The organism is Sporosarcina koreensis, assembly GCF_000826145.2.
Classification (GTDB): Bacteria; Bacillota; Bacilli; order Bacillales_A; family Planococcaceae; genus Sporosarcina; species Sporosarcina trichiuri.
Window position 1 is genome coordinate 83,443 of the sequence record NZ_LN651335.1, and the last position, 19,793, is coordinate 103,235.

The 19,793-nt window shown below is 55.6% G+C and carries 17 protein-coding genes; 6 read left to right on the forward strand and 11 right to left on the reverse strand.

Translation table 11 applies throughout. The features are described from left to right. Positions 1–60 precede the first annotated feature (60 nt). Positions 61–2,151, forward strand: coding sequence for a 5'-nucleotidase C-terminal domain-containing protein (locus BN1190_RS01950; RefSeq protein WP_052461646.1), 2,091 nt, complete (start codon positions 61–63; stop codon positions 2,149–2,151). Between the two features lie 367 nt (positions 2,152–2,518). Here BN1190_RS01950 and BN1190_RS14960 read toward each other — a convergent pair whose 3' ends face one another. From BN1190_RS14960 to BN1190_RS01960, 3 genes are all read right to left on the reverse strand, one after another. After that, positions 2,519–2,683, reverse strand: a complete 165-nt coding sequence (locus tag BN1190_RS14960) for a hypothetical protein (protein WP_179860731.1) — start codon at positions 2,681–2,683, stop codon at positions 2,519–2,521. A gap of 191 nt (positions 2,684–2,874) precedes the next feature. Then, complete coding sequence (locus BN1190_RS01955; protein WP_040285354.1) at positions 2,875–3,816, reverse strand: ABC transporter permease; 942 nt, start codon at positions 3,814–3,816, stop codon at positions 2,875–2,877. Further along, positions 3,794–4,717 carry an ABC transporter ATP-binding protein gene (locus BN1190_RS01960; RefSeq protein ID WP_040285355.1) on the reverse strand — a complete coding sequence of 308 codons (924 nt, stop codon included), beginning with the start codon at positions 4,715–4,717 and terminating at the stop codon, positions 3,794–3,796. Before BN1190_RS01960 ends, BN1190_RS01955 begins: the two co-directional genes overlap by 23 nt. A 194-nt stretch (positions 4,718–4,911) precedes the next feature. Between BN1190_RS01960 and BN1190_RS01965 the strand changes: the two genes are divergently transcribed. Then, complete coding sequence (locus BN1190_RS01965; protein WP_040285356.1) at positions 4,912–5,952, forward strand: LLM class flavin-dependent oxidoreductase; 1,041 nt, start codon at positions 4,912–4,914, stop codon at positions 5,950–5,952. A gap of 44 nt (positions 5,953–5,996) precedes the next feature. On the opposite strand, the gene BN1190_RS01970 is transcribed toward BN1190_RS01965, so the two are convergent. Beyond that, on the reverse strand, positions 5,997–6,242 hold the full coding sequence (locus BN1190_RS01970; protein WP_040285357.1) for a hypothetical protein: 246 nt from the start codon (positions 6,240–6,242) through the stop codon (positions 5,997–5,999). 218 nt (positions 6,243–6,460) lie between these two features. On the opposite strand from BN1190_RS01970, the gene dacB reads away from it, so the two are divergent. Then, a complete protein-coding gene (dacB, locus tag BN1190_RS01975; protein ID WP_052461647.1) occupies positions 6,461–7,984 on the forward strand; it encodes a D-alanyl-D-alanine carboxypeptidase/D-alanyl-D-alanine endopeptidase in 1,524 nt (507 codons plus the stop codon). 43 nt (positions 7,985–8,027) lie between these two features. Here the strand turns inward: dacB and BN1190_RS01980 are convergent, their stop codons facing one another. The 5 genes from BN1190_RS01980 to BN1190_RS02000 form a co-directional block, all read right to left on the reverse strand. Continuing rightward, the gene (locus BN1190_RS01980; protein WP_052461648.1) at positions 8,028–8,369 is read right to left on the reverse strand and encodes a hypothetical protein; all 342 of its coding nucleotides are present in this window, start codon (positions 8,367–8,369) and stop codon (positions 8,028–8,030) included. A 99-nt stretch (positions 8,370–8,468) separates the two neighbouring features. Then, complete coding sequence (locus tag BN1190_RS01985) at positions 8,469–9,599, reverse strand: glycerate kinase (RefSeq protein WP_040285358.1); 1,131 nt, start codon at positions 9,597–9,599, stop codon at positions 8,469–8,471. A gap of 16 nt (positions 9,600–9,615) precedes the next feature. Next, positions 9,616–10,374 (reverse strand): peptidoglycan editing factor PgeF, encoded by a 759-nt coding sequence (gene pgeF / locus BN1190_RS01990; protein ID WP_040285359.1) that lies wholly within the window; start codon positions 10,372–10,374, stop codon positions 9,616–9,618. Positions 10,375–10,485: 111 nt separating this feature from the next. Beyond that, entirely contained in the window at positions 10,486–12,912 is a 2,427-nt protein-coding gene (locus tag BN1190_RS01995) for a molybdopterin-dependent oxidoreductase (RefSeq protein WP_040285360.1), read from the reverse strand. Between the two features lie 13 nt (positions 12,913–12,925). Then, positions 12,926–13,354, reverse strand: a complete 429-nt coding sequence (locus tag BN1190_RS02000) for a hypothetical protein (protein ID WP_040285361.1) — start codon at positions 13,352–13,354, stop codon at positions 12,926–12,928. A gap of 249 nt (positions 13,355–13,603) precedes the next feature. Here BN1190_RS02000 and BN1190_RS02005 point away from each other — a divergent pair, with 249 nt between their 5' ends. The 3 genes from BN1190_RS02005 (at position 13,604) to BN1190_RS02015 (ending at position 17,625) form a co-directional block, all read left to right on the forward strand. Then, on the forward strand, positions 13,604–14,857 hold the full coding sequence (locus tag BN1190_RS02005) for a dicarboxylate/amino acid:cation symporter (RefSeq protein WP_040285362.1): 1,254 nt from the start codon (positions 13,604–13,606) through the stop codon (positions 14,855–14,857). Positions 14,858–15,072: 215 nt separating this feature from the next. Then, positions 15,073–16,302, forward strand: a complete 1,230-nt coding sequence (locus tag BN1190_RS02010) for a CynX/NimT family MFS transporter (RefSeq protein WP_040285363.1) — start codon at positions 15,073–15,075, stop codon at positions 16,300–16,302. A gap of 84 nt (positions 16,303–16,386) precedes the next feature. After that, the gene (locus tag BN1190_RS02015) at positions 16,387–17,625 is read left to right on the forward strand and encodes a Zn-dependent hydrolase (protein WP_040285364.1); all 1,239 of its coding nucleotides are present in this window, start codon (positions 16,387–16,389) and stop codon (positions 17,623–17,625) included. 63 nt (positions 17,626–17,688) lie between these two features. Here BN1190_RS02015 and allD read toward each other — a convergent pair whose 3' ends face one another. Continuing rightward, a complete protein-coding gene (gene allD / locus BN1190_RS02020; protein ID WP_040285365.1) occupies positions 17,689–18,738 on the reverse strand; it encodes an ureidoglycolate dehydrogenase in 1,050 nt (349 codons plus the stop codon). 36 nt (positions 18,739–18,774) lie between these two features. After that, positions 18,775–19,650 (reverse strand): alpha/beta hydrolase, encoded by an 876-nt coding sequence (locus tag BN1190_RS02025; protein WP_040285366.1) that lies wholly within the window; start codon positions 19,648–19,650, stop codon positions 18,775–18,777. Between the last annotated feature and the right edge of the window lie 143 nt (positions 19,651–19,793).

Sequence of the window (19,793 nt, forward strand, 5' to 3'; positions counted from 1 at the left end):
AGGGCTTACATGCAGAAATGGACAAATTGTCACTAATTCATAGGGGAATGAGGAGAGGGAATGAAAAAGAAAGTGCTTGCGGCACTGGCTGCACCTGTAGCGGCGCTGACACTGTTCGGCGCAGGACAGGCGGAGGCCAACACCAATTTCGACAAGGTCGTCAAAGAGCCGGCTGAATTGATGCGGGATCAGGGAATCCTGCTCGGACTGCCGAATGGCGATTTGAAAGTGAATGATGCCCTGCAGCGCGTGGAACTGCTGATGATGCTCGACCGTGCGGGGAAACTGGACGGGAAGAAAGCGAAACTGACATTCACGGACGTCCCGGGGAAATACCAGGACGTCGTCTCAAAAGCAGTTCAGGCAAAGCTGGTCAGCGGATATTCGAAACAATCGTTCAAGCCGAACGGTTCGCTCACGAAAGGTCAGTTTGCTGTCATTTTCACGTTGAGTGAAACAGGCGGAAAAGTTCCTTCGGTCGATTTGTCCATTCTCAACAACTATACAGATGCTTCGAAAATACCTGCCTACATGAAACCATATATCGCCTATGCCATTTTGGGCGGTGCGTTTGACGTGGAGTATGGCAAGCCTTTCAATTATGAAAAAGAGATCACCCGTCAGGAAGCATCCAAAGCATTCAAACCGGTCGTCTTCGATGTCATCGACTTCCTCACGACGAATGACATCCATGGCAATATCGAGTTCGACGAAAAGTTCCAGAACGGCGGAATGGCGATCATCGGCGGTCTGGTCAATGCATTCCGTTCGGTGAACCCTGACGGCACAGTAGTTGTTGACGGCGGTGACATCTTCCAAGGAACCCTCATCTCCAACTCGTTTGAAGGTGCATCGACGTTCGATACGATGAATGCTATCCAATATGATGCGGCAGCCATCGGCAATCATGAATTCGACTGGGGGGTCGATGTGCTCAAAGACCGGATTGCTCAGGCGAAATTCCCGGTGATGGGTGCAAACATTTACGATGAAAAGACAAACAAGCGCGTCGATTGGGCGGAGCCGTATACGATGGTGGAAAAAGGCGGATATAAAATCGGCATCATCGGGTTCGCCACGCCTCTGACACCTGCAACCACACTGGCAACCCATGTAGAGGGGCTGTCCTTCCCGACGCCTGCACCGATTGCAAAGGAACTTGCAGCAGAGCTCCGGGAACAGGGCGCGGATTTCGTTATCGTGACATCCCACCTGCCGGGTGAGCATGCAAAGGATTCGGATGAAATCATCGGTGAATTGACAGACCTTGCAATGGCTTCAAAAGGCAGCCTGGATGCCATTGTAGGCGGCCACTCCCATAAGCGCGTCTCTGGCCATGTCAACAACATCCCGGTAGTGGAAGCACAGAGTTACACGGCGGCAATGGGCCACATCCAGTTGTTCGTGGACAAAAAGACGAAACAGGTCTATTCATCGGAATCAGGTATCCTGGAAACGAAGTTGGGACTGACCAAAGAGGACCAGCAGGTGGCGGACATTGTCTCGGGCTATCAGGACCAAGTGAAAGAGATTGCAGCAGAAGTCGTCAGCACGACAAAAGGTGACCTGTCCCGAACGCCGACCGAAGGCAGATACGGTGTCAGCATGCTCGGCAACATGATCAGCGATGCTATGCTGAAAAAGTCGCAAACCCAAGTTGCCTTCCAGAATATCGGCGGTATCCGGGCAGCGATCGAAAGCGGTGACATCACGTACGGTGATGTGTTCAGCGTCATTCCGTTCGACAACTACAATGTCGTCTCCGAAATGACACCACAGCAGATCAAAGCCATCCTGGAAGGACCGCTGAAAGACGGATCCAACTTCCTGACCATCCAGTATGGAGGGTTGAAAGTCGAGTTTGACGCAGACCGGCCGCATGGTGACCGGATTCTCTCCATCGCACTGAATGACGGTACATCCCTTTATAAGGATGGTAAGTTCGCGGATATGAAAGTGTCCGTAGCGACCAATAATTTCCTTGCAACAGGTGAAGGTGATGGTTTCGACACATTCGGAGAAGTGGAGTGGACCTCAACACCGGACTTCCAGCGTGAATTGTTCGCAGATTATCTGCGCGGCATGAAAGCAGCCGGACAGACGATCGATGCAGCAGAAGTGCTGGATGATCGTCTGGTGAAAACGAAATAAGAGTACTTTAAAACCAGCAAGCGGCACAGCGCCGTTTGCTGGTTTTGCTTTGTTTTAAACAGATGGGATTATTTACTTGAGTAAGCAAGTTGTTGACTTGCTTCCTTCATGTGCGGAAACCGGGATTTATGATCACTTTCGTGAGTTTATGAACGGAATCAGGGATTTATGATCACTTTTCCAGGTTTATGGGCAAAACTCGGAATTTATGATCACTATCATAACAGAAAGCCCCAAATAGGAAGAAAACAAAAAAACCAGCGCTCGCCGCAGTGAAATCTTCTGCTGGATGCCGGTTTCGTTAACGCCAGTGTCTTCCCGTAATGGGATTGTGCTTGTTTATGATAGTTCCTAGTCATCAGAGTCATTATAGGGTGGGGTACATATCGATTTTCAAAAGGCTGAGGGCACTTTGGATCAGGTTAATGTCAGTGAGGATATCAGGCTTCAATTGGGCGGGCGCAAGTTGAAATTCTTTGTTGAGGTGATGTAACTCACGGATCATCACATAATTTTCGCACTCTGTCTGCATAATCTGTCCCTCCTCTTATGCCATTTTACCCCGCAAAATGAAGCTATAAACAATAAATGCTCATTAGCTTTAAAGTTTTGTTACAAATGTTACAAAGTTGGGTCTTGCTGAGATGGAGTGAGAAAAGATGTTGGAGACCGTTTCCACAGCATTAAAATAACCGTCTGCAGAAACATGCAGACGGTTGCCGGTCAGGCTGTGATGTCCCGTTTTGTGAAAACTCCGTAGCTGATGATCAGGAAAATGACCCAATATACAGCCAGGACGGCAAGTGAAAACGGCAGTGTAATGTCATCATGCAGCCGGAAATTCGACTCATAGATCGTCAAATCCATATGTGTGAACAGCAGGTACTTCACAATCTCGAATCGGCTCAGCAGAGAGACGACGATGTTGCCGGTGAAATAGATGAACAGCGACAAGCCGATCGCCATGCCGCTCGAGCGGAAGACACTGCCGATCATGAACGCGAAGGAGGCCGTGATGACCACGTTGCCGAACGACAGCAGCAGGACGTAGAGGCCATGGCTCCAGACGGATACTTCCACGACCTTCCCTCCCGAAACGGCAAGCGCCTGGCCGCCGCCGGCCGGGAAGAAGATGAACGCGCAGAGGATTGTCGTCGCGAAACCAATCATCATCAGCAGGACGCCGAACAGCAGGACGGCTGCGTACTTGGACGTCAGGATCTTCCATCGCTTGACCGGTCGGGTCAGCAGCATTTTGATCGTCCCTTGGGAAAACTCCGAAGCGACGATGCCGGCTGCGACGATGACTGTCAAAAGCAGGGCGATGCTGCCGACGGACGGATCATAGATCATCCCTTCCCGGCTGATATCCCCGATAGGCGGGATATCGTTGGCCAGCCGGTATTCATTCATCATCACCCGCTCTTCGGTCATCCGTTTGCTCTCGCCCTTCAGCAAGTCAGCATCGAGAGAACTCTTATCTTGGGTAAGTTCGGCTTGGGCGGCGGTTCTCCAATCAGGCGTACCGTCGTCAGCCGTCAGCGTTTCCGTCCATTTGACAAGACCGACCATCCCGATGACGAGGAGGACGACCAGGCCTGCCATCACCCAGGTCCCTTTTTTCGACCACAACTTCATCCATTCATTCTGCAGAAGTTTCAGCAATCTGCCCGCCCCCTGTCATCTCTAGGAATTGGTCTTCCAGTGTCTTGCGGTGCGGCTGGACGGTGAAAACATCGAGCCCTTCCGTGGTGAGCGTCTGGACGATCGCGGGGATCTGGGCCTTCTCTGCCTGGATGATGAATCCATCCTGCAGCGGCTCTGCAGGGAAACCAGCGGTCTCCAGGAGCTGGGCCGTCTTTCCGGCAGGCATCGCTTCTATGTAGACATGCGATTCGTTCGTCTCCCGGACGTCCCGGATATCTACGAGTTTCCCGTTCTGGATGACGGCAATCCGGTCGCACATCAGCTCGATCTCGGACAGCATATGGCTCGAGACAAACACCGAAACGCCTTCCGTTTCCGCAATCCGGCGCAAGTAGGTCCGGAACTCCCGGATGCCGGCCGGGTCGAGTCCGTTGGTCGGTTCGTCCAGGATCAGGAACTTCGGCCGGTGCAGCAACGCCTGCGCCAGACCGAGCCGCTGCCGCATACCGAGGGAATAGGTGCCGACTTTTTCATGGATGCGGTTCTGCATCCCGACCTGCTGAACGATTTCCTCGATGCGCTCTTTGGTGACCCCTTTGTGCATCCGTGCGAAATGCAGCAGGTTTTTATAACCGGACATGAACTTATACATCTCCGGATTTTCCACGATGACACCGACTTTGGACAGGGCTTCTTCAAAACCGGCGGACAGGGTCTGGCCGTCGATGACCACCTCACCGCCGCTTTTTTTCATCAGCCCGACCATCATCCGGATCGTGGTTGTCTTCCCGGCCCCATTCGGTCCGAGAAACCCGGTGATCTGCCCCGGGTACAGCAGCAGACTGACATCATCGATGATCTTCTTGCCGCGGATGGACTTCGATAAATTCTTCAGCTCCACAATCGGAGTCTGTTCCATGATGTATGCCTCCTTTGAATGGTTCTGGATTTCATCCCTGTCTGAGTATACGGACCACTACCCGAAACGTTCCGGTTTTTATGAGAAAGGAATGTGTCGAAGGCAGTCCGTACAAAAATGGAGCGTCTGACACGCCATTCAGCCGCCTGAAGGATTACAATAGGGACAACAAACAAGCACGAGGGGGAGCAGGAATGGAAATTGGAGTGAGTACGTTCGTCGAAACGACACCGGATCCGGCGACGGGAGAGACAAAAAGCCACGCGGAGCGTCTGCGGGAAGTAGTGGAAGAAATTGTGCTTGCAGATCGAGTGGGTCTCGATGTGTTCGGTGTAGGTGAGCATCACCGGAAAGATTATGCATCCTCATCGCCGGCAGTCCTGCTCGCAGCGGCTGCCCCGCAGACGTTCTCCATCCGGCTGACGAGTGCGGTATCCGTCCTGTCGTCCGCCGATCCGGTCCGGGTATTCCAGGAATTCGCCACGCTGGACGGCATCTCGAACGGCCGGGCGGAAATCATGGCGGGCCGGGGGTCGTTCATCGAATCGTTTCCGCTGTTCGGACAGGATCTGGCCGATTATGACGAGCTGTTCGATGAAAAACTGGATTTGCTGCTGAAAGTGAGGGATCACGAAGTCGTCAACTGGCAGGGGACACACCGGCCGTCGATTGACGGGCGCGGTGTGTATCCGCGGCCCGTCCAGGACCCGCTGCCCATCTGGATCGGCAGCGGCGGCAATCCTGACTCCGTCCGGCGCGCTGGCGAGCTCGGTCTGCCGCTCGTGCTCGCTATCATTGGCGGGGAGCCGTCCCGGTTTGAGCCGCTGGTCCGCCTGTATAAGCGGACAGCGGCTGCGGCAGGCCATGACGTCAGTAAGCTGCAGATCGCTGTCCACTCGCACGGATTTGTCGGGGAAACAACCAGGGCGGCGGCAGACGCGTTCTTCCCGTCGACCCAGTATGCCATGAACGTCCTCGGGCGGGAGCGCGGCTGGGGACCCTATACACGGGAAACGTTCGACGAGGCCCGCAGTCTGGAAGGCGCCCTGTACGTCGGTGATGCCGAGTATGTCGCAAAGAAGATCATCAAACTGGAGAAGGACCTTGGCATCACACGTTTCTTCCTTCACGTGCCGGTCGGCTCCATGCCGCATGACGAGGTGATGAGCGCCATCCGCCTGCTCGGAGCGGAAGTTGCGCCGCGTGTGCGGGAGGCTGTACAAAAAAGAAGATGAATTGCAAAAAGGACACAGACGGAATCTGCCGTCTGTGTCCTTTCTTATGAGAATACGAATCTCTGCAGCAACAGCAGCACCACGATCAACCCGGAATACCGGATGAATGCTTGCCGGCTGAACTGGCGTGTGAAAATGGAAAATACGAACAGATAGCCGACCTGCATGACTGAAACGATCCACTCCGGGACATGCAGCCAGGACCCGATTCCCGCCACCAGCAAGATGATGACAAGATGCACACCGTCATAAGGCGTATTCACCGTTTCGTCCTGTGTCCGCTCTCGCATAGGAACCGCTCCTTTCCGCCTGCCGGACTCTGCATAGCCGTTCGAATACAGGGCCGGTCAGATGCATAGCGTAATCTATCCACGGACCTCCTATAGGACAGGCGGCCTAGTGTGAGAGGTTACAACAAATTTATCAATTCCGATTATTCATTATTATAACATCATTCTATCCCGAATTCTTGGTATACTGGAGAAAAGTTGAAAGGTTGTGCTGTTGAATGGTATCCAAACATTTCCTGAAAAAAGCTTTTCTCGCAGTTGCGATTGCGGGCGTCGCTGTCCTGCCGATTGCCTATGAGCATACAGTGCCTGTTCTCACAGCCTCGGCGGCATTCATCGCCCCGCCTGCAAGCGCTCACATTTCGTTATCGAAAAAGCTGGATATCCTGCTGGCGGATCCGAAACTGAAGGGCGGCATCACCGGCGTCAGTGTCCGGAATGCCGATACGGGAGATACCCTTTATTCCAATATGGCGGACATCCGTCTTCGCCCCGCGTCCAATATGAAATTACTGACAGGAGCAGCCGCGCTGGACGTCCTCGGTTCCGATTACACATACGAGACGGAAATTTTGACAACAGGAAAACAGAAAGGACCCGTCCTGAAGGGGGACCTCTATTTGAAAGGGAAAGGGGACCCCACCTTGCTGGAACGTGACCTGCAAGGGTTTGCGAAACAGCTAAAACAGCAGGGGATCCGCAAAGTGCAGGGTGATCTGTACGCGGACGACACGTGGTACGACGATGACCGTTATTCCCAGGACCTGAACTGGTCGGACGAATTCAATTACGTCGGTGCGCAAGTATCTGCGCTCAATCTGTCACCGAACGAAGACTATGATACAGGCACCGTCATCGTGGAAGTAAAACCGGGAGCCGCAGCCGGTGACAAGCCGTCTGTGACGCTGACACCCGCAACAGAAACCTCAGTAATTGTAAACGAAGCGAAGACAGTGGCAGCGGACGGGAAGAAGTCCATTTCCATCCACCGCGAACACGGAACGAACCGGATTATCGTCGAGGGAGCCATTCCTGCAGGCGCGTCCCCCTCCCGTTCGTGGACTGCGGTCTGGGAACCTTCCGAGATGACGCTCGATGTATTCGGAAATGCCCTGAAAGCGGAAGGCATCCAAGTCCTCGGCAAGAAAGGGCTGCAGCGTGCGGCCGCTCCTGGGTCGGCCAAAGTGCTCGCTTCCAAGGAGTCGATGCCGCTGAGCGAAATCTTCATCCCGTTCATGAAGCTGAGCAACAACGGCCATGCAGAGATGCTCGTCAAGGAGATGGGGCGCACTGTAAAGGGGGAGGGCAGCTGGAACGCTGGTCTTGCCGTCATGGGAGATACGCTGGAACGGCTCGGTATCCCGAAAAACACGGTCGTACTGCGCGATGGGTCGGGTATGTCACACAAAAACCTCGTGTCCTCCGAAACATTGACGGCGCTGCTGATCCGGGCCCAGCAGGAGCCGTGGTATCCGGCGTACCGCGAATCGCTGCCGCTCGCAGGGGAAGCGGATCGGATGGTCGGCGGGACGCTCCGCAACCGGCTGAAAGGGGAGGCGACGAAAGGAACAGTCGCTGCAAAGACCGGATCGATCACCGGCGTTTCCGCACTGTCCGGCTATGCCGAGACGACCAAGGGAACTCCCGTCGTCTTCTCGATCATGATCAATAACTACATCACCGGGCCGGTCACACCGATCGAAGATGCGATTGTGACGGCGATTGCGGAATCAGACTTATAAGCAAAGAAAGCAGGCAGCCCTTTAGGAGAGCTGTCTGCTTTCTTCATTCTGCCTGCTTCATCTTCGTTTCCAAATCGAACAGCCGGACTTTAATGGAGCTGATATCCGCGTCAATCTCTTTTCTATCGGCCAGACGCTGGGCCGTCTGATGCTCGAATTGACCGCCGATCCCTTCCAGTGTCCGATCGACTTTATCGAACCGCCTGTCCATTTCCGTCCGCAAGTCATTGAGCCCCGTCTTCAAACTGACAACGTCTTCCTTCAATCCACTGACGTCTTCTTTCAGCCCGCCGACGTCTTCTTTCAATCCGCCGATATCTTTCTTCACGTCCCGCATATCCGCTGAGAGATCCAGCAGCAATTGCATAATCTTCTCTTCCATCATGCAAGCCCCTCCGATCCGTTGTTAGGAACAGTATACCGCAGACAGTTGGACTTGTCCAGCGGAAAGGGAACGTATGTTTCACTTTTGGTCAGGGTAATTTCACCCATCAACCCGTTCTTTCAGGATCCTGTATGCCGTCTGCTGCAGCAGATACTCTGCGTCCGCCATCGCCTGCAAGCGTGTCACGTGCGGAGTGACGAGACTGTGCAGGGATGAAAAACGGGCCTGAAGCAGAGGGATGGCCTGTTCGTCGATCATTCCCGAGAGCAATACGGCAGGGACTCCGTACTCGTCTGCGATCCTCGCGATGCCGTCCGGCGCTTTCCCGGCAAGCGTCTGCTGGTCCGACCGGCCTTCGCCGGTGATGACCAGGTCGGCATCCTGCAAATGGTGCCGGAAAAGGAGCGCTTCCAGGACAAGGTCGATCCCCGGCTGGAACTCGGCAGGGAAGAAAGCGGCGAACGCCGCACCCGTCCCGCCGGCAGCCCCTGTGTGAGGCGTCAGGCTGAGATCCTGGCCGGTCGCCCGCTCAATTACCTGTAAAAACTGCGTGAGCCCGGTTTCCAGCCGTACAACATCTTCCCGACCTGCGCCTTTCTGAGGAGCAAATACGGCGGCTGCGCCTCCCGGTCCGATCAGCGGATTCGTCACATCGCAGGCGATCCGAAACGTACAGGCTGCGATGCGCGGATCGAACGATTCCATCCGTATCTCCTGCAGCTGTGCCAGTGCTGCCCCGCCGCGGGGAAGTTCTTCTCCGCGGCTGTCGAGCAGCTGCATGCCGAGCGCCTGCAGGAGTCCGGCCCCTCCATCTGTCGTCGCACTGCCGCCGAGACCGATCAGGAAGTTGCGGTGACCTTCGTCGAGCGCATGCCGCAGCAGCTGCCCCATGCCATAAGTGGATGCGGTCAGCGGCGCGTATTCATCAGACAATAGGCGCATCAGCCCTGAACTCTCCGCCAGCTCGATAACACAGGCCGTTTCGCTTCCGAGTACGCCGTACCGTGCGGAAACCATCCTGCCGATGGGATCTTCGGCCATTATGCTGACCGTATGGCCGCCTGTCGCATTCACAAGGTTCTCCATCGTTCCTTCACCGCCGTCTGCTGCAGGCAGAAGGACACAGTCAGCATCCGGAACCGCCTGCTGCACACCGGCAGCAATCGCGGCAGCTGCGTCGCCTGCCGTCAGGCTTCCTTTGAACGAATCCGGTGCAATGAGGATTTTCATAGAATCCCTCCTCAGGTCACCGCAGGACGACAAACGCCAGATGGCGCCCGGCCTGTTTGTTCTCGCGGTATGAGAAACCATCCCCGCTCTTGAAGGTGCAGGTGGGATCGACTGTAATATTTTCGGTAATTATGCCTGCACGTTCGCATTGCGTTTTCACGGTCTGCTTATTGTCGATATGGAATTTGCCGGTTTCCTCGTTGTATTGAATGAACGGTCCGGCGTATCCGAGTGCCCGGAACCGGTCGCAGACGTCCTGATCCACCTGGAATTTCTCCTGGCTCAGCGCAGGGCCGATATGGACAATGAAGTCTTCAGGCCGGCAGCCTTCCTCTGTCTCCAGGTGGCGCAGCAGTTTCGGCGTGATCTCCTTCACCGTCCCCTGCCAGCCGGAATGGACGACCGCTGCGACGCCTGCCGGTTCATTGACGAGCAGGACCGGTACGCAGTCTGCCATGAAGCCCGCGAGCAGGAGGCCCGGTTCCGTTGTATACAGCGCATCCGTATCCGGGATGGCATCCGTCAGGCTGAGCGCGCCGCGGCCGATATCTTTCTTCGTCACCTTATGAAAGTTCGCACTGTGTGTCTGATTGGCGCAGGTCAGGTCCTGTGCCTGGAATCCAAGAACGGCTGCAAGTGCTGCCCGGTTCCCGAGTACTGCGTCCGGATCCTTACATGCATGCAGCGCCATATTGTTCTCTTCAGGGGCTGAAGGGTCCCGCAATGTGACTCCGCCTAACCATGTTTGATCGTTTCCGATTATCTTCATTTTCATTATCATCACCTGCCTTAACTATACGGAAAAACTGCCGGTTCCGATAGATGGAGAATCGCCCATTGCGGATCAGCCGGAAAAGACCGCCGGGTGGGCGGTCTTCGCAAGGTCCTACATTTTGTTGCGGTACGGCAGATAAGGCTGGATCGGTGTGTTGATGACCGATGCAGGGACTTCCAGGGAGATGCCCATCTGGATCTCATAAGGGGTTTCGATATGATTGGCTCTCCTCAGGTCTTCTGCTGTAATGCCATAATTCGCGGCAATCGACTCCAGTGTGTCGCCTTCCTTCACTTCGTGATTCTTCCGGATCTTGTCCACCCGGCAGGCCGCCTGCTTGAACAGCGGCTGCTTCGAAAGAGGATCGACAAGATCGATCGTCAGTGCGTTGGCCGCTTCTTTCTTATCCAGATTCCCGAAATGGAATGGAACGAAGACAAGTCCCGGCTGAACGGCCGTGCCGACGCGGGCAGGCACTTCGATCTCTCCGCGCGGTGAGGACACACGGACGACTTCACCTTCTGCGATCCCCATATCCGCTGTATCTTTTTCATTGATTTCCACATAGCCGTGCTGCGCAGCCATATGAAGGAGCGGGGACCGCCCGGTTTTCGTCCGGGTATGCCAGTGCCAGACGAGACGTCCTGTCGTGAGCCATGTCGGGTACTCATCATTCGGCTGCTCGTATGGCGGTACGTACGGAGTCGGCTGGAGGATCGCGCGTCCGTTTGCACCGATTTCCGTATAGTCCTCTTTTGAGAGCGCACGGCCCGTCAGCTGGTCCTTGCTGAATGTCTGCGCATCGTCAGGCGTCGTATGGAACTTGAAATCCGTATAGAGACGCGGTGTTCCATTCGAATTTTCATCAGGCACGGGCCAGCGGAGTCCGTTTTCCTTCTCGAGTCGTTCATACGTGATGCCGGACATATCACAGGGACGTCCTTTTGACACCCGCTTGAATTCTTCAAAGCAGGCTTCAGGCGTGCTGTACTGGATCAGCGGCTGCCCGTCTCTGTCCCTGAAGTCCATCCGTTTTGCAAAATCGAGCAGGATCTCGAAGTCACTTTTGATGCCTTCCGGCGGCTCGATGGCTTTCCTCAGTATATTGATGGTCCGGTCGGCGTTTTCCATCGTCCCTTCCTTTTCACCCCATAGGGCAGCGGGCAGGATGACGTCCGCGACAGAAGAGGTCTCCGTCAGGAACGGATCCTGGACGATGACAAATGTGCTCTCCAGCGCTTTGCGGGCGCGCTCGCGGTTCGGCAGCGACACCATCGGGTTGGTCCCGATGTTCCAGAAGACGCCGACCTTCTCTTTTTCGATCAATGAAATGATGTCTTCGATCGCTTTTTCCGGTCCTGCCGGCAATGTGGATTCGTCCACGTTCCAAAGCTCGGCCATCTCTTTCAGATGGACCGGGTTGGTCGGATTGCGGTGGGCAGGATAGGTACCGACACCCCCGGCCGTCCGGTTGGCGGAAGAACTCGGCTGTCCGGCCATGTGCAGCGGGCCTGACCCCGGCTTGCCGATGAGCCCGCGGACAAGGTGCAGGTTATTGACCGCCACACAGGCCGTCGTTGCATTGCTGCTCTGGTATGCCCCCTGCAGTGTCGTCGTGACGAGGGAATCACATGTCCCGAGCACGTCCGCGAGTTTCCGGAGTTTTTCAAGAGGCAGTCCGGTCAGTTCAGCTGCATGCTCGAGCGTCCAATCTCCGATTGATTCCTTCATCTTGTCGAAACCGACCGTATGGCTGTCGATGAACGCCTGATCCAGCTTGCCGTTCTGAAGGATTTCGTTCAGCACGCCGTTGAGCAGCGGCAGGTTCGATCCCGGCTTGAGCGGGATGTGCAGATCGGCTTCCTTCGCGGACAGTGTCTCGCGCGGATCCACGACAATCAGATACGGCTTGCTGGTCCGCTGCTTCCTGTCCATCACACGCTCGAAAAAGACCGTGCCGGTTTCGGCCGGGTTATGGCCAAACAGCATGAGGACGTCGGTTTCGTCGACATCATCGAACGAGGCCGGCGTGCCGTCAGCGCCGAATGACTGGAGCAGGCAGAACTCCGTCGTCGCTGTGCAGAGCCGTGTATTCGCATCGAGCAGGTGGGTGCGGAGACCGGCACGCCCGACTTTCGCGGTCGTATAGTAGTCTTCCAGGAATCCCTGTCCCGTCGAGTAGAAACTGATACTGTTCGGCCCGAGTTTCTCCATCGATTCTTTCGATTTCTTCACGATCAGTTCCATCGCTTCATCCCACGATGCTTTCACCAGCTGGCCGTCCTGATTGCGGATCATCGGGGACATCAGCCGGTCGGGCGCCTGGTTGGCCTGCCACTGATTCTCGCCTTTCGGTCCGAGTCGTCCGCGGTTTGTCGGGTGGTCTCCGTTTCCTTTGATACCTACAATCTGATCGTCTTTGACGGCAACATAGCAACCGCAGCCGACAGAGCAGATATTGCATGTACTATAGACCCACTTGTCAGGGTCTCCCTGGCTGTAGACATTCTGGTCGATTCGTTCTTCCTGCCAAGACATGACGTTCGCCTCCTTATTGTGTTACGGGTAAGTAGAATGTGGGGATGACATATTTGACGGATTGGGTTCCATACTCGGATTCGAGCTGCTGAGCCGCTTCCAGAAGATGGTGATGCATGTTCTCCATCAGACGGCTGAGGTCTTTTTCGATTTCCCGTGACGGGTCGGGCATCCAGCCGATTGCGCGCTTCCACGACTCATAGAACGGCATGGAGACTTCGTTTGCATGATACACGTGTGTGCAGGGATTTTTGAAGGAAGACAGCTGCGGCTGTTCCGTCGCTTCGAATTCCGGCAATAGGTCACGGAGAGCGGATTGCTGATCCTGCAGGGACTGCTTCAGCAGAATCAGGAGCGGGTGATCATACGTGCCGATCTGTTCGACTGCCTGTTTGTTCTCATCCAAGATTTCGTTAAACAGCTGGTTCACCTGATTGGACAAAGGGAGTCCTCCTTTCAAATCATTGTTCTAGTTAGTAGGAGTACCACAAACCGCTGCCTATGAAACAGTTATTCTTACAATATTCTGGAAATTAGACCGGCAGCAGAGTAACAGGGCGTCAAACAGGGAAGTATGGAAAACAGGCAATGAAATTGACAGGGTGACTGCGCTGTATTATTGTAGAAAAGTATATTTCCTACTAAATATATAGGGATTGAATAAATAACTGATAAAGGAGATGCCTGCATTTTGAAAAGACTATGGAATCGGTATGCATCCGCATCTTTGATCCTCAAGATTACTATCGCACTTATTCTCGGTGTGGCCGCCGGACTGCTGATGGGAGAGCAGGCGGCGGTCTTTGCCCCGCTTGGTGATCTGCTGATACGTCTTCTGACATTCCTGATCATTCCGCTGATCCTGTTCACGCTGATTGTCGGTGTCAACCAGACGACCATCGGAAATCTGGGGAGGATGGGCGGAAAGGTATTCATCTATTACACACTCAGCTCGGCGGCTGCCATCATGGTCGGTCTTGCCGTTGCTTCATTATTCCAGCCCGGCCAGGGAATGTCGCTCGGTGGAAACGAAACATTCGACGTGCCGGACAACCCGGGCATCGTAAGCGTCCTGCTGAATATTGTACCGTCGAATATCGCCAGCGCCTTCACGGAGATGAATCTGCTCGGCATCATCTTCACGGCGCTGACATTCGGAATCGCCATTTCGGTACTACGGAGTTCCTCAAAGATGAACGAGCTCGGTGATCACCTGCTGAAAACAGTCACAGCACTGAATGAGGCGGCATTGATCATCCTGAAAGGGATCCTCCAGTACGTACCGGTCGGTGTGTTCGCGATCATGGCGAAGACGGTCGGCAGCCAGGGGGTCCATACGCTTGTGGAGCTCGGCGGGATGATCGGCGTATTGTACGCGGCGCTGCTGGCGCAGATCGTCTTGTATACAGTTGCCATGCTGCTGTTCAAAATCAATCCTCTGACATTCTTCAAACATGCGAGGACACCCATCGTCACGGCATTCGTCACGCAGAGCAGTGCAGGGACGCTTCCGCTGTCACTGAAAGCTGCAAAAGACCTGAAGCTGCCGCGCAGTCTGTACGGGTTCAGCCTCCCGCTCGGCGCGACAATCAACATGGATGGGGCTGCCATCCGGATTGCCGTGTCCGCTGTCTTCGCAGCGAATATCGCCAATACGCCGCTATCACTCACTGATATGCTGATGGTTGTCCTGGTCGGAACGCTGGCATCCATCGGCACAGCGGGCGTGCCAGGAGCAGGGATCGTCATGATCGCCACTGTCTTCGTCCAGCTCGGACTGCCGGTGGAAGCAGTGGCACTGCTGACGTCGATCGATGCGCTGATCGGTATGGGAGCGACCGCCCTCAATGTCACCGGCGACCTCGTCGGTACCGCGCTGATCAGCAAGACGGAAGAACATAAAGAACACATAAAAGACGAGGGGGAAGGGGAGTGGCAAGCTTGATTTGCCCTTCTGGAGAAGCCGGCTGCCGACAGATAGCTTGTCAGCAGCCGGCTTTTCACTTTGGCTAAAAACATGGAAAATCCAATGAATCTCCTGCAGCCCTTGACTTCACATAATATATGGCAGAAAATTGTACGGAAACATAGACTGTTGAAACTGCAGTCGATACACCAGACAGTGTGCCGGTTGTTTATAATTTGAAGGAGGACCGATCCATGAGAAAAACAGAGATCCAGCGTCCCTCTTCTGCAAAACGGACACTGCTGCTGATTGCCATCATCATCATCGGGTTCAACCTGCGGCCGGCGATAACGTCCGTCGGTCCGCTGCTCGGCACCATCCGGGATGAGCTCGGACTGTCGAATTGGAGTGCAGGCCTTATCACGAGTCTTCCGCTCATCGCTTTCGCTGCGATGTCGACAGTTGCCGCACGGCTTGGCAACCGTTTCGGCAACATGCGGATGATTCTGACAGGACTCATCCTGTTGACTGTCGGAATCATCATCCGTTCGGTCGCCTACACGCCGCTTCTCTTCATCGGCACGGCTATGATCGGACTCGGCATTGCACTGATGAATGTGCTGCTTCCTGCGTTCATCAAAGAGAAGTTCCCCGGCAAAGTCGGCCGGATGACGAGTATCTACTCCACGGCCATGTGCATATTTGCCGCTGCCGCTTCAGGTGTCTCCATACCGCTTGCATCAGGTGCGGGGCTCGGCTGGGAGCTGTCACTCGGTTCCTGGGTACTCCTGTCCGCTGCCGGTGCCGTGCTGTGGATCGTTGTCATGAGACGGGAAGACCCCGTACCGGAAGATGAAATGAAAGTCTTTGTCGCCCGGAAGCAGAAAGGGCTGTTCGGTTCCATGCTCGCCTGGCAGGTGACCCTGTTCATGGGACTGCAGTCATTCGGATTCTATACACTCGTCTCCTGGCTGCCGCAGATCCTGACCGACTACGGTTTTACTCCGTCCGCGGCCGGCTGGGTGCTGTCCATCGCACAGATGGTCAGCATCCCCTCCACATTCATCGCTCCGCTCCTCGCGGAGAAATTCAGCCATCAGTCCGGAATTGCGGGCGCTGCAGGTCTCATGTATGCACTCGGATATGGCGGCCTGCTGCTCGGCGGCTCGCATGCATTCCTTATCGTATCGAGCATGCTGATCGGACTTGCATCCGGTGCAACGATCAGCCTGTCCCTTGCGTTTCTCGGCATGCGGGCACGTGACGGCAGGCAGGCAGGCCAGCTGTCCGGCATGGCGCAGTCGATCGGCTATCTGCTGGCGGCCACAGGCCCGATTGCCATTGGACTGATTTATGACATGACCGGCAGCTGGACGATTCCTCTTGCCGTGCTGACAGGTATGTGTCTCCTGCTGACCGCCTCCGGAATCGGCGCAGGCCGCAACAAGTTTGTCGGGGAGCCGCAGCCGGAAGAATCGGTTTGACAATTAGAGGAATCGGACAGCGGCAGCTCAGTACGGGAACTACAGGGACTTCGAAAGGCCATACCAATCAGCGGGAGAGGGGAAATGACGATGAATCTGGAACGGCTCCGACAGTCATTTGAAGCACTGGCAGCATTCACGGACAACGGGGAGGGCATCAATCGGCTCGCGTATACGGAGACGGAACGCAAGGCACGCGGCTATATGATCGAACAGTTCGAGCAGGCGGGCATGACTGTCCGTACCGATTATGCGGGGAATGTGATCGCCCGGCGAAACGGCCGGAATGAGGAGCTGCCGGTGGTGGCGACGGGTTCGCATATCGATTCCGTCTATGCAGCAGGTGCCTATGACGGCACCGCAGGCGTCCTGGCTGCACTCGAAGTGATGCGCTCCCTTGCAGATGACGGCACGGAGACGGAGCATCCGATCGAAGTGATCATTTTCGCCTGCGAGGAATCCGCCCGTTTCGGCGTCTCGACCCTTGGCAGCAAAGCGATGTCCGGCCGGCTCGATCCGGCGTACACCCGCTCGCTGACGGACAAGGACGGCATCACGCTGATGCAGGCATTCGCAGAGAATGGCCTCGATCTCGAGGAGGTCCATCTTGCGAAACGGTTCCGGGATGAGTTCAAGGCATTCGTTGAACTCCACATCGAGCAGGGACCTGTTCTTGAACGGCGGGAGACGGCGGTCGGTGTCGTCTCGGCCATCGCAGCCCCCGTCCGGTTCCATGTCCATGTGGGCGGAACGGCGGATCACTCGGGGACGACCCCGATGGATTACCGGCATGATGCGCTGCTCGGCGGCGCAGAGATCGCGCTTGCAGTCGAGAAGGCAGCACTTGCCGAGCTGCGGTATGGCACCGTCGGCACAGTGGGGGTGTTCTCGATCGAACCGGGTGCCATGAACGTTGTGCCGAGTGCCGCTGAGCTCGATGTCGATATCCGCGGAACGGAACCGGCATCTCGTCAGCGGGTGGCGGATGCGCTGCAGGAGGCTGCTGACGCGGCTGCCGCCAAGCGGGGTCTCGACGTATGGATCGACGAAATCTCGAATGAAAGTCCGGTCGAGATGGATGAAGGACTCGTTGCAGAGCTGAAAGACGTCTGTCGGGAACATGGCGTGACCTGGCTCGAAATGCCGAGCGGCGCGGGTCACGATGCCATGAACATGGCCCGTTTCTGTCCGACCTGCATGATCTTTGTTCCCTCAAAAGATGGGCTGAGCCATAACCCTGCAGAATTCACCGCAATGGAACAGCTGCTGACTGGAGCTGAAGTGCTGCGGGACATGCTGCTGAGACAGGCGGTCGTCATTTGACCGTGATCCGGAATCTGACGACCCCATAACAAAAGCGGACCGCACTGTCGCGGTCCGCTTTTGTTATTTGGCGAAAGGATCTTTATGATCATACTGATTGTTGTGCACGGTGTCACTCCGCAGATAGTCGAGAATATCATCGACGATCTCGATTCCGTTCTTCATCGATGCCTGTTCCTGGAGCGTCGTATTCTGTCCCGGGTACAGGACTTGGTCGAAGCCCGGCGCAGGCTTCACCTCGTTCAGTTCCTTCATCATCCCGGAAATGTGTTCCCGGAACAGTTCAGCACTTGTGAACGCACCGGGATCGATGACGATGTGCAGCTGACCGAGTTCGCGGCCGGCTGTCAGATCATGGTACATCGATGAAACGTGTTTGCCGAACGGCAGGCCGAGCAGGACACCCGAGAGGATATCGACCATCATCATCAGCCCGTAGCCTTTCGGGCCGGCAATCGGCAGAAGTCCCGTCACCTTGAACGGATCGGTCGTCGGCACGCCGTCCTTGTCCACCGCCCACGTATCGGGGATCGATTCTTTTTTCGACCGGGCATGCAGGATCTTGCCCCATGCCTGGACGCTCGTCGCCATATCGAAGATGATTTTGTCATCCCCTACTCCCGGCGCTGCGAAGCCGATCGGATTTGTTCCGAAATACGGTTCCGCGCCGCCGAACGGCACGACCATCGGATCGGATTGGCAGAGTGAGATGCCGATCATCCCGGCCTCCGCTGCCTGCTGGACGAAGTATGACATCGCGCCGCTGTGACTCATGCGCCGGATGCCGACGATCGCTGTTCCATTCTCGCGCGCCATTTCGATTGCATGTTCCATCGCTTCCTTCGCGGCAACGTGACCGGCGCCGTTATCCGCATCCAGGACAGCCGTCCCCGGTCCGGTTTTGGCGAAGTTGAATTTCGGATCTGCCGTGATGCCGCCTTTGGCGATCCGTTCCGCGTAATATTCCGTCCGCATGGCGCCGTGTGAGTGGATGCCCCGTGCATCGGCATGTGCCAGCACATCCGCCACAACTTCCGCATGGTCTTTCTGCAGGCCTGCTTTTTCCAGTTTCCGTGCGATCAGTTCCCGAATCTCCTCATAGCTCACAATCATGTTCCATACTCCTTCTGGCAGCAGCTGCCGGGTAGTTTACGACATGGCAAAGCGGTCTTTTAAAAAGCGGATCGTCTCATTGACAGCATGGACAGAGTCCGGATCATCCATATTCGCATCAAAATTGTGTTCGCCGCCTGAAATGGTGAGCAGCTCGTTCGGCACACCTGCTCCGTCCAGTTTTCCTTTCATGGCGACAGACTCTTCGTACGGCACGTCTTCATCCGCATCTCCATGGATGAGCAGTGTCGGCGGATAGGATGCATCCGCCAGCAGCACCGGCGCGAATTGCTGCAGCTGCACGGTGTCCGCCGCAAGTTCCGGACCTGCCACCCAGTCGAGCCACGTTCCGTTCTGCCGGCAGTACAGGTAGATGGCGTACCGCTGCTGGATCGGTGCCGCGGAAATCGGCGCGGGCTTCACAAGCTGCTTCGCGAGCATTTCCGGAACGGCCGGCATGCTCGTGAAATGCGGACTCGGATTGCGGTACCAATCACCCGTCACCTGTCCATATCCGTAAAACGAAACGATTGCATCCGGCTTGACGCTGAATGTACCGGAAAGCAAAGCTAGGTAGCCGCCTGCCGAACTGCCCGTGACAGCGATACGGCCCGTGTCGAAGCCGAACTGCCGGGGCGCTTTGGTCTTCAGCCACTCCAGAAGACTTTTGATATCATCACGGATGCCCGGCAGCGGTGTCTCCGGCGCAAGCCGGTAATCGACGGAGAAGACATGGAAGCCGGCCTCCGTGTACCGTTCGATCTGCTGCTTGTGCATATCATCCTTCGTTCCCCAGATCAGGCCGCCGCCGTGGATGAAGACAAGCAGCGGGGCGTGTGGTTCCCGGGTGCGGTGGAGGACACCTTCGATCCTGTTCTCTTCTGTCTGCTTATACACGAATGTCTCTGCCATGATGCATCCCCTTCTCTGGATCTCTATACTTCTCCGCTGCATGGAAATTTCCTTCTTCACAGCGTCTGCTGATGGTGATTCACCTACCATGGTACGTCACAAATCGCGCAGAATACAGCATTCGCCTTCATCTTTTACGTTTT

Bases quoted from the DNA above. Each gene is read 5' to 3' on its own strand.
- BN1190_RS02010 (WP_040285363.1), top strand. From the start codon at position 15,073: ATGAGAAAAACAGAGATCCAGCGTCCCTCTTCTGCAAAACGGACACTG.
- dacB (WP_052461647.1), top strand. From the start codon at position 6,461: ATGGTATCCAAACATTTCCTGAAAAAAGCTTTTCTCGCAGTTGCGATT.
- allD (WP_040285365.1), bottom strand. From the start codon at position 18,738: ATGATTGTGAGCTATGAGGAGATTCGGGAACTGATCGCACGGAAACTG.
- BN1190_RS01995 (WP_040285360.1), bottom strand. From the start codon at position 12,912: ATGTCTTGGCAGGAAGAACGAATCGACCAGAATGTCTACAGCCAGGGA.
- BN1190_RS02025 (WP_040285366.1), bottom strand. From the start codon at position 19,650: ATGGCAGAGACATTCGTGTATAAGCAGACAGAAGAGAACAGGATCGAA.
- BN1190_RS01965 (WP_040285356.1), top strand. From the start codon at position 4,912: ATGGAAATTGGAGTGAGTACGTTCGTCGAAACGACACCGGATCCGGCG.
- BN1190_RS01950 (WP_052461646.1), top strand. From the start codon at position 61: ATGAAAAAGAAAGTGCTTGCGGCACTGGCTGCACCTGTAGCGGCGCTG.
- BN1190_RS01970 (WP_040285357.1), bottom strand. From the start codon at position 6,242: ATGCGAGAGCGGACACAGGACGAAACGGTGAATACGCCTTATGACGGT.
- BN1190_RS01980 (WP_052461648.1), bottom strand. From the start codon at position 8,369: ATGATGGAAGAGAAGATTATGCAATTGCTGCTGGATCTCTCAGCGGAT.
- BN1190_RS14960 (WP_179860731.1), bottom strand. From the start codon at position 2,683: ATGCAGACAGAGTGCGAAAATTATGTGATGATCCGTGAGTTACATCAC.
- pgeF (WP_040285359.1), bottom strand. From the start codon at position 10,374: ATGAAAATGAAGATAATCGGAAACGATCAAACATGGTTAGGCGGAGTC.
- BN1190_RS01985 (WP_040285358.1), bottom strand. From the start codon at position 9,599: ATGAAAATCCTCATTGCACCGGATTCGTTCAAAGGAAGCCTGACGGCA.
- BN1190_RS02015 (WP_040285364.1), top strand. From the start codon at position 16,387: ATGACGATGAATCTGGAACGGCTCCGACAGTCATTTGAAGCACTGGCA.
- BN1190_RS01960 (WP_040285355.1), bottom strand. From the start codon at position 4,717: ATGGAACAGACTCCGATTGTGGAGCTGAAGAATTTATCGAAGTCCATC.